Source organism: Flavobacterium microcysteis, assembly GCF_006385255.1.
In the GTDB taxonomy this organism is placed as follows: domain Bacteria; phylum Bacteroidota; class Bacteroidia; order Flavobacteriales; family Flavobacteriaceae; genus Flavobacterium; species Flavobacterium microcysteis.
Genome location: NZ_VFJE01000046.1, coordinates 57,223 through 69,799 on the forward strand (window position 1 = coordinate 57,223; position 12,577 = coordinate 69,799).

Consider the following 12,577-nt stretch of genomic DNA (forward strand, 5'->3'; position numbering starts at 1 on the left):
GATAAAGGGTATCTTTGCCCGATGAAATGGATTAAAAACATAGTTGTGTTTTTTGTGTTCCTGGCTTCTTTCCTTTTTACCCAAATAGGAGAAGCTAAGGCTTTTGACACTGCATCCATTCCTCTTCCTCTAAATAAAAAATCTATTGAAAAGGTTGATTTCCTCAAGGCTTCTGCCTTAATCAACCAGGAAGTAAGCATTCATTCAATCTCAAATCCAAGGGCAGATCTTCCTACCTATGCCAAATGGTTTGAGCTATATTACAATATAAGTTTTTCAGGGTTCAGCGCCTGCGAAGCTACTGCAGCTTTTTTGAAACAAGACATCAACCGATGCCTCAATGTTTCAATCTTATTATTTCCCTTCCATATTTTTTGGTGATTTTTATTCTGTCGAATTAAAAATCTAAGGCTGTGCTTTACAGCCCACAATTACTATTTATTAAATTAAAAAAAATGGATACAGCATCTCTTATTATAGGGCTTGTGCTTACATTGGTTTGCGCCGTGCCTTTATTCTATATTGCCAACAATCAGGCAAAAAATAAAAAGAAAGTAAAAGAAATTTTCAATCACTTCCGTCAAGGAAAATATGATTTTTCAACACGAGAAACACATTATAAAAAGATTTACGCCTTAGACAAAGAAAATAAAGGCTTTTTATTTATTGACTTAAATAAAGAAAATGACAGGGCTTCTTTCGTAGATGTAAGCGAAATCAATTCTTGCAGGATAGAAGAAACATCTTCAGGTAATGATGACAAAATACTATTTACGTTCAAGTTAAAGAACGGAAATACAACCTCAATCGTACTATACGATTTAGAAAATGATAAACTAGGAAAAGCCTATTGGCAAGAAAACGAACAAATAGCCAAAAAATGGCAATTGATTGTTGAAAGTACTATCTAAAGTTAGTTGTGTTAATTATAATTCATTTGAAAGGGCCGTCTAAAAATAGACGGCCTTTTTATTTTCATATAACACTCACTCTTAAAAACACAAATTAATATAACAAATTGTTTATATTTGTAATTATACAAGCCCAACGGATTTAATAAAAGCCAAATAATCATGAGACGAAAGTTTAAACACCTTTCTCATTTTCTTTCCACAGGAATATTTCTGTTCCTGGGTTGCCAGACTGAAGAAATACCAGTAACAGAAGACAGACAAAAGCCTATCCGAGGTGCCACAAAAGTATCTTTTTCAACATTCAAACAACTGACTGGGCTTTCCGATTTCAACACAATTTTCACGCTTCCCAAAAGCAATAGCCTGTCGACAAGACGCACTAATGAAAGTTATGCTCCTGAAGATTTTATTGTGGATACTGACCAAATCATCCAGACCGTATCAGGCGGAAAAACTTCTTATGCTTTTCTAATGACTCCCAAGAATGGAGAAAAGGAAGATAGTCGGTTCTATCTTATCATATATGACAAGCAAGGAAACTGGTTGGATATGGTTATCGAATCGGATATCTTTGTAGATGCTGATGGGAATCCAAATGAAACCGGCTTCCGTGAAATTTATGCGAGCGCTGCCAGAGGAACGGGATGCACAACGGTTTTCACATGGGTTATTAAATGCAATCGTAAAGGCAAATGTGCCGATGGCGTGTGTGATCGATGTTCCATATGTCTCAAAGCAGGCAGCGAGAGAATCTGCGGAAATGACAAGGAAGACTATCTCGACAGCGGATGGACAAAACCGCTACAGCCAGACACTGGTGGCGGTGGAGGTAATCCAAATCCCGAAACAGATTCCAATGAAGAAACGGTCGTGAATCTGCCCATATTGACTCTTAACCCGAGAAACAACCCGTGCAAGGACTTAAAAGATAAGTCTGAGAATATTTCATTTAAAGAGAAAATGGAAGAACTTAGAGGAAAAGCCGGCACACAAAATTTTGAATCGGCTTATGCCATGTATCAAAATCCGGCAGACGGGTTATCTTTTTCTCCGGAAGCTACAGGAACTGCAGAAAACTTAGACGTTCAACTTGTGCTGAATGCTTCTTCTACTCAAACACTTACCAATGCAATTGGTTTTATTCATTGCCATTTAGATAATGGAACCACATTTAAGGTATTTTCTTTTACTGATATGATTGCATTGGCCTATGTTGCCAGCGTCTCTACCCGCCCTACCTCTGAATTGGGTATATTTGTGACTACAGCAAGCGGTACTTTTGCTTTAAAAGTTAATGATAGGATTTCTCTTAAGAATAATCTATTATGGATGCAGATGGCTCAAAAGAGTTATGAGACCGATTTTGCAGAAGAAGTTAAGATGGATGATTCCATTGATAAACAGACTTTAGGACTGTTAAGATTTATGAAAAAAGCATTCAAAGACAGAATGCTAGGTATTGACTTATATAAGCAGAATTCTGATGAAATTTGGGAAAAACTAGAACTGAGTAATAATGAACAGACGGTGAAATCTAAAAAATGCTGACAATGAAAAACTCTATAATCATACTGCTTTTAACGATATGCCAAAATCTTGATTCACAGGAACTTCCTGTGTTATCGACTACTTCATTATACAATGAAGAACAACAATTCGACCATATTGATAGTGGTAATTATGCTAAGGATACACATAACGAGCGTGATCAATACGTAGGTCTATGGCAATATAACCAAAATGGGATATTGTTTATACTAAAGATTGAAAAAATGGATAAGATGATTAACAAGAGAGAGTTTCCTGGTTTTCAGGCTCATTATAATTATTTCGATCGACTAGTATTAAGATACCGCCTTGTCAAAAACAATGTTCTCCTTTTTGACAACTTAAACGAAAGCGATATTGATCCTATTGCTAACTATGCAACAAAACTTGGTTTCCGTAATTATGCGAGCGGCAGGATATGGGACCGTACCAGAAATGTGAGAGGATCACACACAATCACCCGACTAGATACTAATCCTCCAAAAATAATTTTTAATTTGGGAAGATCTAATAATACTCTTTTGAATGAACACTCTTTCTATAATGACGGCCAGCCTCTTTATAGCATTCCTGCAGATGGAGTAGAAATGATCAAGATTAATTAAATGGATTTTTACTCTAAGCATTTGAAAGCGAAAACTGTCAAATCTAAAAAATGCTGACCATGAAAACATTCCTCATGAAAACATTCATAACGATGTCTCTTTTTGCGATAAGCTATAATCTTGCCTCACAAGAACTGCCTGTGCTTTCAACTACTTCTCTGTACAACGTAGAGCAACGATTTGACCATCCTGAGAACGGCAATTATGCCAAAGACACCCATAATGAACGTGATCAATACGTAGGCCCATGGGAATATAGTCAGAATGGTATACTTTTCCAACTAAAAATCGAAAAGATGGATCAAGTAATCAATAAGATTGAAGTTCCTGGTTTTGAGACAAGATATAATTATTCTGACCAATTAACATTGAGATATCGCCTTATAAAAAATAACATCTTGCTTTTTGATAATCTAGAAGGAAGTGATGTTGATCCTATTGCTAATTATGCCATAAAACTAAGCTCTTATAATTTTGCAGATGGCAGAATATGGGATTATACAAGAAATGTAAGGGGTTCGCATACTATTACTCGGCTGAATACAAATCCTCCAAAAATAATCTTCAATCTGGAAAGGTTTGATTATACTAAACTTAATGATTCTTCTTTTTATCAGGATGGACAGCCTTTGTTTAGCATCCCTCAAAACGGAATAGAGATGGTAAAAATTGATTAAGAACAAAATATTCAAGCAATCTTTATACTATAAAAAAAGGCTTTCTCAAATTAGAGAAAGCCTTTTTGTTTTATAGCTTCTTGGCTTCATTCCAAAAGACATCCATTTCTGCCAATGTCATTTCAGATAATTGTTTGCCTAGTTCGCCCGCTTTATTTTCAAGATATTGAAATCTCTTGATGAATTTTTTATTCGTTCTTTCCAAAGCATCTTCTGGATTGACTTTCAAGAATCGGGCATAATTGATCATAGAAAACATAACATCTCCAAATTCCGCTTCGATTTTATCCTGATCTCCATTTTTGATTTCTTCCTGAAATTCCTGGATTTCCTCCTCTACTTTATCCCAAACCTGATGTGGTTCTTCCCAATCAAATCCAACGCCTTTTACTTTATCCTGAATCCTACTTGCTTTTACAAGCGCCGGAAGGCTTTTAGGAACACCTTCCAAAACCGATTTTTTCCCTTCTTTTAATTTCAGCTTTTCCCAATTCTGTTTGACATCTTCCTCGTTTTCGACCACCACATCTCCATATATGTGCGGATGACGGTAAATCAACTTTTCACATATCTCATTACAAACATCAGCAATATCGAAATCATTGGTTTCACTTCCTATTTTGGCATAAAAAACAATATGCAGCAAAACATCTCCCAATTCTTTTTTAACTTCCTGTAGGTTGTTATCCAGAATTGCATCACCCAATTCGTAGGTTTCTTCAATGGTAAGATGTCGTAAAGTCTGTAATGTCTGTTTTTTATCCCAAGGACATTTTTCACGCAGATCGTCCATAATATCCAACAATCTACCAAAGGCATCGAGTTTTTGCTGTCTTGTATTCATAGGAAAGGTTTTTATAAAAGTAAAAAAAATAGCCACAGATTAGAGGATTTTCACAGATTTTGGACTATCCTATCTGCGCTAATCTTTTAATCTATGGCTTAAAATTGTATAGAAATTATTAATTCTTGCTTGGAATATTTTTCAGGATTTCCAGAACAAATTTCCAATATTTTTGAGCCGAAGCAATATTTGCTCTCTCATCCGGAGAATGCGCTCCTTTGATGGTAGGTCCAAAAGAAATCATATCCATTTCCGGATAATTGGTTCCTAATATTCCGCACTCCAATCCCGCATGGCAAGCTACAACGTTTGGCTTGCTTCCGTTTTGCTTCTCATAGATTCCTGTCAATACATCAAGGATTTCTGATTTTGCATTAGGAGTCCATCCTGGATAAGAACCTGTAAATTCAACTTCGCAGCCCATTAGTTCAAATGCGGAACGCAAAGCGTTTGCCAAGTCCATTTTTGAAGATTCTACAGACGAACGTGTCAAGCATTGTACCGATAATTTTCCTTCGCCTACAATAACTTTTGCAATATTGTTAGATGTTTCAACTAAATCATCGAAATCAGCACTCATTCTATAAACACCGTTATGAGCAGTATACATTGCTCTTACGAAATAGAATTGTGCAATAGAAGGCATTACTTTCGTTGGAACAGTTTCTAGTTTTTCAAACACGATTTCCAGATTTGGTTCCATTGTCTTGAATTCGGTCTTGATTTCATTTACAATTTCCTGCATGTCAAAAACAAATGCTTCATCATAAACTTTAGCGATAATCACTTTAGCAACGCTTTCACGAGGAATTGCGTTTCTAAGGCTTCCACCTTTGATTTCGGAAATCTGCAAACCAAAATTATCAAAACCATCAAATAACAAACGGTTCATGATTTTATTCGCATTACCCAAGCCTTTGTTGATATCCATTCCAGAGTGTCCACCATTAAGGCCTTTAACCGTAATGGCATATCCAACTGATCCTTCTGGTGTATCTTCTTCATCGTATTCAGCTGTTGCTGTCACATCAATTCCACCAGCGCAACCAATGTCAATTTCATCGTCCTCTTCTGTATCCAGATTCAACAGGATTTCACCATTAAGCAGGCCTCCTTTTAAGCCCATTGCTCCAGTCATTCCTGTTTCTTCATCAATCGTAAACAAAGCTTCGATTGCCGGATGAGGAATATCTGTAGATTCTAAAATAGCCATTATGGTAGCAACACCAAGACCATTATCAGCTCCAAGTGTAGTTCCTTTAGCACGAACCCAGCCATTATCTACATACATTTCAATACCTTGAGTATCGAAATCAAAAACGGTATCGTTGTTTTTTTGGTGTACCATATCTAAATGCGATTGCATAACGATGGTCTTCCTATTTTCCATACCAGCAGTTGCCGGTTTTTTGATAATCACATTCCCTACTTCGTCTTCGATAGTTTCAAGACCAAGTTTTTTACCGAAATCTTTCATGAAAGCGATAACTCTTTCTTCTTTTTTTGAAGGACGAGGTACAGCATTCAAGTCGGCGAATTTATTCCAAAGTGCTTTTGGCTCAAGGTTTCTTATTTCCTGACTCATTATTTATTTTGAATTTAGTGTATCACAAAGTTACAAAATCCTCTAGGCTAAGATTGGTCTTAAAGGATATGTTTTTCAAATATTTTTTTGGCTTTTTTTACGGACACCTCTTTTTTCCAGACATCTTTTGGCTGTATACAAACGACCGGTGCTTTTTTACACATTCCCTGGCAGTCCATTTTTGAGACGCAAACCTTGTCTTCCAGACCAAACTCAATGATCTTATTTTTGAGGTAATCTTTCGGGTCTTTGTTGTACTTACCGCACTTTTTTCCATTACAGAAAAAAATTATCTTCTCATCATTTTTCTTTTTCATAAACCATCAAAGTAAGCTCTTGATTTTGCGTTAAAACCTACTGCAATTTTACGACTTATTATTCTTTCCTGATGAGTCCTGGGTATTAATTTTTGCCTAAAATTTGACTTCTAAAAAACTTTAAATTGTTCTGTCGTATATTTACGCAAACAAACATTCTATTATGAAGAAATCGAAAATTATTTGGAGCATTTTTTTTGTGGTTCAGATAATTATGCTCAAGATAGTGTCTTTCTTTCCTGAAGTCATTGAAAAATACTACAGCAATGGCTTCTATCTGAGTGTTTCTAAAATTTCAAGGACCGTTTTTGGCTGCCTCCCATTTTCTATAGGTGATGTTTTGTATCTGATTTTGATTCTTTTTCTGCTTTTCAAACTTTATAAAAAGAGAAAAGAAGTTTTTTCATGGAAATCGTGGAAAACGGATTGGAAATCGAAGTCGCTTACTCTACTGAGTTATATCTCTATTTTTTATTTTTTCTTCAACTGTCTATGGGGATTAAATTACCATCGTGTGCCTTTATATGCTAAAATGGGTATCAATAAAGAATATACGCTGGAAGAATTGCAGGCTTTTACAAAAAGAATGATCGATAAAACTAATGAAATCCATAGCAGGATTGTAAAAAATGACAGCTTGCAGGTTTCCAATCCTTATGATATTGAAACCATGTATGCCATGACATTAAGCGGATATAGCAATCTTGGAAAAAAATATCCTTACTTTGAATACCAGTCACCAAGTATAAAAAAATCGCTTGTGAGTCTGCCGTTAACTTATATGGGTTTTGGTGGCTACCTGAATCCTTTTACGAATGAAGCCCAGGTTAATTATAAAATTCCAAAATACAACTTCCCTACAACAGTTTGCCATGAAATGGCGCATCAAATTGGTTATGCTTCAGAAAGTGAGGCTAATTTCATAGGCTATCTGGCCTCTATAAACAATAAAAACGATTATTTTCAATATTCGGGCTATTCCTATGCTTTGAAATATTGTCTGAGCAATCTTGAAAAAATTGAAGAAGGAAAAAGTAAAGAATTCCTACCGCTTATTCATCCGGGAATACTTAAAAGCTTTCAGGAAACAAAAGATTTTTGGAAGAGCTATCAAACTCCTATCGATACCTTTTTTCATTATTTCTATGACCATTTCCTAAAAATAAACCAGCAAAAAGACGGATTGGAAAGCTACAGCAAATTTGTAGGGCTAATGATTGGCTATTATAAAAATCATCCGCTTTAAACAAGCGATTAAATTTCATCAAAAGTAAAACTGGTAAAGCTTTTCTTTTTATAAGGTCTTACAATAAGTCTTCCTTCCCGATCAAAACGGATATAATTATAAAGCCAGTTTAAAAAGACTACCGCCTTATTTTTAAATCCGATTAGCGAGAAAAGATGCACGAACATCCATACAAACCAGGCAAAAACACCATGAAAATGATAGTTTGGCAAATCGACAACGGCCTTATTCCTCCCAATTGTTGCCATTGATCCTTTGTCATTATAATGAAATGGTTTCATTTCTTGCTTTTGGATGAATCTTATAATGTTTTCTCCCAATAATTTGCCTTGCTGTATTGCTGGTTGTGCCACCATAGGATGTCCTTGAGGAAATTCTTCGGTGGTCATCATCGCAATATCTCCAATTGCAAAAATATTCGGAAAACCGAGAACCTGATTGTATTCATTGACCTTAATTCTTTCTACTTTTTCCATAAGAGAAGAAGCCGGAAGGCCATTAACAATTGCTCCTTGCACTCCTGCTGTCCAAATTAATGTTGCAGTCTCTAAAACAACGCCTGTATTCGTAGAAATTGTCCTACCATCATAACTGGTCACTCTGATATTTTTTAAGACATTTACGCCTAGATTTTTCAGGTATTTTTCTGCAGCGGCTGATGATTTTTCAGACATTGTGTTCAGTATCCTGTCGCCACTCTGAATTAGATTGATTTGCATTTTACTGATATCCAAATCCGGGTAATCTTTCTGCAATATGGCATTTTTCATTTCGGCTAAAGCGCCAGCCAGCTCTACACCTGTTGGCCCACCTCCAACCAGCACAAAATTAATAAGTGCGTTTCTTTCGAACTCATCATCTGTCAGAAGTGCCTGCTCAAAATTTTCGAGTATAAGACTTCGGATATTAAGCGATTGCGGAATAGTTTTCATGGCAATGCTATTTCTTTCAATTTCTTTATTCCCGAAATAGTTGGTCTTAGAACCGGTTGCAATAACCAAATAATCGTATCGGAGCTCTCCAATGTCAGCTATGATCTTATTACTTTTTGTATTAATCTCGTTGACATGACAAAGCCTGAAATAGAAGTTTTTATATTCGTGTACGACTTTCCGAATCGGATAAGCAATCGAACCTGCTTCTAGGCCGCCAGTAGCCACCTGATACAGTAAAGGCTGGAAAGTATGGTAATTGTGTTTATCTAAAAGTACAACCTGTACAGGCTTGTTTTTTAATTTCTTGGCTAATGCAATTCCTGCAAAACCGCCACCAACTATAACAATTCTAGGATAATCTGACTGTGGAATATTCATCTTGCTTTATTCTTACTGCAAGATACGAAGTTTTCTGCCTAAAAATAGGGCAACCCACAACCCTATTAAAAATAAAATTTAGTTAACTTGTAACAAATTTGTTTTGTACGCTACTAACACAATATGGGTCAAGATTTAGAAAAGTCTTTTGTCAAACAGTTAAAAGAGAACCAGAATATAATCCACAAGATTTGTAGATTATATACATCTGGTGAAGACGCCCATAATGATCTTTTTCAAGAAATAACAATCCAGCTTTGGAAAGCATATCCTAAATTCAGGGGTGACTCAAAATTCACCACCTGGGCTTATCGGGTTGCCCTGAATACAGCTATTACTTTGTATAGGAAAAGCACACGGTCAATATCAACAACAGAATTTGACAATACAAAGCACTTCATTAAGCAGGAGGATTATAATTATGAAGAAGAAGAGCAGATAAAATTAATGTACAAAGCCGTATATCAATTAAATGATATTGAAAAAGCTTTAATTTTTATGTATCTGGAAGACAAAGATTATGAGGAAATATCAGAAACTTTGGGGATCAGCGAAGTGAATGCAAGAGTGAAGATGAACAGGATTAAAGGAAAATTAAAGAAAATATTAAATCCTTAATAAGGAAATAAAGAATATGAAAGAATTAGATTTATTAAAGAAAGACTGGCAACTGAAGGCAAATTCCTTTCAACAGGTTTCTGAAAAAGATATCTACAAGATGATTCACAAGAGTTCGTCTTCTGTAGTACGATTAATATTGATTATAGGAATCTTTGAATTTTTATTTTGGATTGGAATCAGCCTTTTCTCAAATAATGATGACTATTTTAATAAGCTTAATATTGACAATGTAGTAACATTTTTAAAAGTGCTCTCTTACGTTCATTATGCAATTATTATCTTTTTCATCTATGCGTTTTATAAGAATTACGTGGTGATTTCAACAACGGACTCCACTAAAGTCCTGATGAAAAATATCCTGAAAACACGAAGAACCGTAAATATTTATGTATGGTATAATTTGGGAATGATTATTTTCTGCCTGATAATAGGATTTTACATAGCTTATTTTTTCAATCCTGATTTAGCCATGATGAAAGACAAAATTGAGCATAATGGTATAAAAACTATGTTAGCTTTTATCGGTATTATGGTTTTAATGTTAGTTGCATTTACTTTAATATTCTGGCTTTTCTATAAATTGCTTTATGGTATCCTGATGCGAAAGCTCTATAAGAATTATGAGGAACTGAAAAAGATTGACCTTTAACGAGATTTGATTATAAAAAAAGAAGATGGGATTAATAATCCCATCTTCTTTTTTTGTTTAATTCTTCTTCTACTTTTAAGACTTCCTCTAAAACTTCCGGTTGAAGCACTTTTAAAAATGAAGGATGCTGTTCAATAGCGTATTCTACTTTTTCAACGATTTCTTCAATAGAATCGTTTTCATAATCAATATCTAATGGTTCTTTGACAATAAAGGATTGAAGTATTCCTTTTTTCTTCAGACGAAGTCCTTTTTTATCAAAAGAGCGTCTAAAACCGTCAATAACAATCGGGACAACAATTGGTTTATGCTGTTTGATAATATGGGCTGTACCTTTTCGTACGGGTTTAAAAGACTTTGTAGTTCCTTGTGGAAATGTGATTACCCAACCATCTTCCAAAGCAACCTTAATATTTTCAGTATCGTTTAGGTTGACTTCACGTTGGATATCTTTTCCTTTGGCACGCCAGGTTCTTTCTACTGTGATAGCTCCAGCATAGGCTAAAATTCTAGGAAGAAGACCTTCTTTCATTGTTTCTTTAGCCGCTACATAATAAATATTCAGCTTCGGATTCCAGATATAGCCAATATTTTTTATATTATCTTCTCTTCCTTTCAAGCTGGCATTAAAAACATGGAACATAGCCACTACATCAGCAAAATAAGTCTGGTGATTTGAAATAAATAGCACGTTTCTATCCGGTAGCGCCCTTATGATTTCAGAACCATCAACTTGCAGTTCATTAAAACCTCTATAGCGTCTATGGGTCAGTATTCCGAAGACACGGATAAGCCATTTTTTCAAAAAAAGTATGTGGCCAAAAGGATTTCTTTTAAACAATCCCATAAGAATTCAGCATTTTTAAAACAGAACGGCAAACATACAAAATCATCGCTATTAAAGCACTCTTTTTATCGTTTCTTTAAGCTCATTAAGCATCATTGCAGTTGCTCCCCATACGATATATCCTTGCAGATCAAATGCAGGCACTTCAATCTCGTCAGAATACGATGTTTTCAATGGAACAACGGTCAAATTAGAATCATCCAAAAGGTCTTCAAGAGGCAATTCAATCATTTTTGCAACTTCATCAGGACTCGGATCAAAAGTCAATTCATTCTGGGAAATTCCTAAAAAAGGAAAGACCAAAAACCGACTTGGTGGAATGTATACTTCAGAAAAAGCTCTCACAACCTGAATTCTTTCAGGCAGAATACCAATTTCCTCAAAAGTCTCTCTAAGTGCCGTAGCTTCTAAATTAATATCTTCAAGTTCCACCTTACCACCAGGCAAAGCTACTTGTGAAGAATGAACTCCCGTAGAAGCGTTTCTTAAAATCAAAGCCAGATAGGTTTTTGAATTTTTAGGATAGGCCAACATCATGACAGCGGCGTTCCGGAGTCCATCTCTATCGTATGACTTGTCAAGTATGGCAGAAATGCGTTCAAATGAAGCCAATTTTACATGAGCTTCGACGGCTGGTAGCGTTTCTTTTTCTATTTTTGGTAGGTATTTTAAAAATGCTTGAAAATCCATTATAAATTTTGCAGTGTGATCGAATAAAGGTACGCAAAATTAATTTTAATCAAATCTATTTATCCAAATGTACAGCAAGGCAGAAGCACAAATCATAAAAAAAGAATTCTGGATTAATTTCGCTGAGGAATATCCAAGAAAATGGCTTCTCTATGATACCAAAATAAAAGATTTCTCTTTTAAATTTTATGTCGACAACAAAAAGGCACAAGTACTCATTGATATCGAATCCAAAGATGAAGAGAAAAGAAAGATTTACTTTGAAAAAATTGAGTCTTTGAAACAGATTCTTATAGACGAATACATCCCTGATGCTATTTTTGAAAGAAACTTTCATTTAGAAACAGGAAAGGTAATCAGCAAAATTTGGGTTGAAAAGACCGGAATCAGCCTTTTTAATAAGTCAACCTGGCCATCCATATTTGATTTCTTCTATGAAAACATGGATGCATTTGAAAGGTTCTTCTACGAATACCAAGACTATATAACTGATTTAGAAATCAATACATAATCATATTTTCATTCTCGAAGATTTTATAAGCCAATTTTTATTGGCTTATTTTATTTATGGATTATACCAAAACAAAAAAGGGTTCCCTGTTGGGAACCCTTTTCAAAGGAAGGCGGCGACATACTCTCCCACAGGATTGCAGTACCATCTGCGCAGGCGGGCTTAACTTCTCTGTTCGGAATGGGAAGAGGTGAGCCCCGCCGCAATAAC

15 protein-coding genes and 1 rRNA gene are annotated in these 12,577 nt (G+C 35.3%); 9 read left to right on the forward strand and 7 right to left on the reverse strand.

Features of this window, described 5'->3' with window-relative positions:
* Nucleotides 1-21: 21 nt before the first annotated feature.
* The 5 genes from FJA49_RS00750 (at nt 22) to FJA49_RS00770 (ending at nt 3,744) form a co-directional block, all read left to right on the forward strand.
* Nucleotides 22-381 (forward strand): hypothetical protein, encoded by a 360-nt coding sequence (locus FJA49_RS00750; RefSeq protein WP_139997827.1) that lies wholly within the window; start codon nt 22-24, stop codon nt 379-381.
* 74 nt (nt 382-455) lie between these two features.
* Nucleotides 456-911: a hypothetical protein gene (locus tag FJA49_RS00755; protein ID WP_139997829.1), complete on the forward strand. Its 456-nt coding sequence runs from the start codon at nt 456-458 to the stop codon at nt 909-911.
* 162 nt (nt 912-1,073) lie between these two features.
* Nucleotides 1,074-2,462, forward strand: a complete 1,389-nt coding sequence (locus FJA49_RS00760; RefSeq protein WP_139997831.1) for a hypothetical protein — start codon at nt 1,074-1,076, stop codon at nt 2,460-2,462.
* 2 nt (nt 2,463-2,464) lie between these two features.
* Entirely contained in the window at nt 2,465-3,067 is a 603-nt protein-coding gene (locus FJA49_RS00765) for a DUF6705 family protein (RefSeq protein ID WP_139997834.1), read from the forward strand.
* A 59-nt stretch (nt 3,068-3,126) separates the two neighbouring features.
* Nucleotides 3,127-3,744: a DUF6705 family protein gene (locus FJA49_RS00770; protein WP_139997836.1), complete on the forward strand. Its 618-nt coding sequence runs from the start codon at nt 3,127-3,129 to the stop codon at nt 3,742-3,744.
* Between the two features lie 70 nt (nt 3,745-3,814).
* Here the strand turns inward: FJA49_RS00770 and mazG are convergent, their stop codons facing one another.
* From mazG to FJA49_RS00785, 3 genes are all read right to left on the reverse strand, one after another.
* A complete protein-coding gene (gene mazG / locus FJA49_RS00775; protein ID WP_139997838.1) occupies nt 3,815-4,588 on the reverse strand; it encodes a nucleoside triphosphate pyrophosphohydrolase in 774 nt (257 codons plus the stop codon).
* Nucleotides 4,589-4,706: 118 nt separating this feature from the next.
* Nucleotides 4,707-6,173, reverse strand: coding sequence for an aminoacyl-histidine dipeptidase (locus FJA49_RS00780; RefSeq protein WP_139997840.1), 1,467 nt, complete (start codon nt 6,171-6,173; stop codon nt 4,707-4,709).
* Nucleotides 6,174-6,232: 59 nt separating this feature from the next.
* Nucleotides 6,233-6,490 (reverse strand): (2Fe-2S) ferredoxin domain-containing protein, encoded by a 258-nt coding sequence (locus tag FJA49_RS00785; RefSeq protein ID WP_139997842.1) that lies wholly within the window; start codon nt 6,488-6,490, stop codon nt 6,233-6,235.
* Nucleotides 6,491-6,653: 163 nt separating this feature from the next.
* On the opposite strand from FJA49_RS00785, the gene FJA49_RS00790 reads away from it, so the two are divergent.
* On the forward strand, nt 6,654-7,736 hold the full coding sequence (locus FJA49_RS00790; protein ID WP_139997844.1) for a DUF3810 domain-containing protein: 1,083 nt from the start codon (nt 6,654-6,656) through the stop codon (nt 7,734-7,736).
* Between the two features lie 8 nt (nt 7,737-7,744).
* Here the strand turns inward: FJA49_RS00790 and FJA49_RS00795 are convergent, their stop codons facing one another.
* Nucleotides 7,745-9,049, reverse strand: coding sequence for an NAD(P)/FAD-dependent oxidoreductase (locus tag FJA49_RS00795; RefSeq protein WP_139997846.1), 1,305 nt, complete (start codon nt 9,047-9,049; stop codon nt 7,745-7,747).
* Nucleotides 9,050-9,172: 123 nt separating this feature from the next.
* Between FJA49_RS00795 and FJA49_RS00800 the strand changes: the two genes are divergently transcribed.
* Together FJA49_RS00800 and FJA49_RS00805 are read left to right on the forward strand one after the other, a co-directional pair.
* Nucleotides 9,173-9,667 (forward strand): RNA polymerase sigma factor, encoded by a 495-nt coding sequence (locus tag FJA49_RS00800; RefSeq protein WP_056073003.1) that lies wholly within the window; start codon nt 9,173-9,175, stop codon nt 9,665-9,667.
* 16 nt (nt 9,668-9,683) lie between these two features.
* A complete protein-coding gene (locus FJA49_RS00805) occupies nt 9,684-10,319 on the forward strand; it encodes a hypothetical protein (protein WP_139997848.1) in 636 nt (211 codons plus the stop codon).
* Nucleotides 10,320-10,350: 31 nt separating this feature from the next.
* Here the strand turns inward: FJA49_RS00805 and FJA49_RS00810 are convergent, their stop codons facing one another.
* Together FJA49_RS00810 and FJA49_RS00815 are read right to left on the reverse strand one after the other, a co-directional pair.
* The gene (locus FJA49_RS00810) at nt 10,351-11,166 is read right to left on the reverse strand and encodes a lysophospholipid acyltransferase family protein (protein ID WP_139997850.1); all 816 of its coding nucleotides are present in this window, start codon (nt 11,164-11,166) and stop codon (nt 10,351-10,353) included.
* 51 nt (nt 11,167-11,217) lie between these two features.
* Nucleotides 11,218-11,856 carry an NUDIX hydrolase gene (locus tag FJA49_RS00815; RefSeq protein ID WP_139997852.1) on the reverse strand — a complete coding sequence of 213 codons (639 nt, stop codon included), beginning with the start codon at nt 11,854-11,856 and terminating at the stop codon, nt 11,218-11,220.
* A 67-nt stretch (nt 11,857-11,923) separates the two neighbouring features.
* Between FJA49_RS00815 and FJA49_RS00820 the strand changes: the two genes are divergently transcribed.
* Complete coding sequence (locus FJA49_RS00820) at nt 11,924-12,367, forward strand: DUF4268 domain-containing protein (protein WP_139997854.1); 444 nt, start codon at nt 11,924-11,926, stop codon at nt 12,365-12,367.
* 107 nt (nt 12,368-12,474) lie between these two features.
* On the opposite strand, the gene rrf is transcribed toward FJA49_RS00820, so the two are convergent.
* Nucleotides 12,475-12,577 (reverse strand): 5S ribosomal RNA (rrf, locus tag FJA49_RS00825); the annotation flags it as partial.

What these genes read in the sequence shown, in the direction of transcription:
- FJA49_RS00750 (WP_139997827.1), top strand. Translation starts at nt 22, where the DNA reads ATGAAATGGATTAAAAACATAGTTGTGTTTTTTGTGTTCCTGGCTTCT.
- FJA49_RS00755 (WP_139997829.1), top strand. Translation starts at nt 456, where the DNA reads ATGGATACAGCATCTCTTATTATAGGGCTTGTGCTTACATTGGTTTGC.
- FJA49_RS00760 (WP_139997831.1), top strand. Translation starts at nt 1,074, where the DNA reads ATGAGACGAAAGTTTAAACACCTTTCTCATTTTCTTTCCACAGGAATA.
- FJA49_RS00765 (WP_139997834.1), top strand. Translation starts at nt 2,465, where the DNA reads ATGAAAAACTCTATAATCATACTGCTTTTAACGATATGCCAAAATCTT.
- FJA49_RS00770 (WP_139997836.1), top strand. Translation starts at nt 3,127, where the DNA reads ATGAAAACATTCCTCATGAAAACATTCATAACGATGTCTCTTTTTGCG.
- mazG (WP_139997838.1), bottom strand. Translation starts at nt 4,588, where the DNA reads ATGAATACAAGACAGCAAAAACTCGATGCCTTTGGTAGATTGTTGGAT.
- FJA49_RS00780 (WP_139997840.1), bottom strand. Translation starts at nt 6,173, where the DNA reads ATGAGTCAGGAAATAAGAAACCTTGAGCCAAAAGCACTTTGGAATAAA.
- FJA49_RS00785 (WP_139997842.1), bottom strand. Translation starts at nt 6,490, where the DNA reads ATGAAAAAGAAAAATGATGAGAAGATAATTTTTTTCTGTAATGGAAAA.
- FJA49_RS00790 (WP_139997844.1), top strand. Translation starts at nt 6,654, where the DNA reads ATGAAGAAATCGAAAATTATTTGGAGCATTTTTTTTGTGGTTCAGATA.
- FJA49_RS00795 (WP_139997846.1), bottom strand. Translation starts at nt 9,049, where the DNA reads ATGAATATTCCACAGTCAGATTATCCTAGAATTGTTATAGTTGGTGGC.
- FJA49_RS00800 (WP_056073003.1), top strand. Translation starts at nt 9,173, where the DNA reads ATGGGTCAAGATTTAGAAAAGTCTTTTGTCAAACAGTTAAAAGAGAAC.
- FJA49_RS00805 (WP_139997848.1), top strand. Translation starts at nt 9,684, where the DNA reads ATGAAAGAATTAGATTTATTAAAGAAAGACTGGCAACTGAAGGCAAAT.
- FJA49_RS00810 (WP_139997850.1), bottom strand. Translation starts at nt 11,166, where the DNA reads ATGGGATTGTTTAAAAGAAATCCTTTTGGCCACATACTTTTTTTGAAA.
- FJA49_RS00815 (WP_139997852.1), bottom strand. Translation starts at nt 11,856, where the DNA reads ATGGATTTTCAAGCATTTTTAAAATACCTACCAAAAATAGAAAAAGAA.
- FJA49_RS00820 (WP_139997854.1), top strand. Translation starts at nt 11,924, where the DNA reads ATGTACAGCAAGGCAGAAGCACAAATCATAAAAAAAGAATTCTGGATT.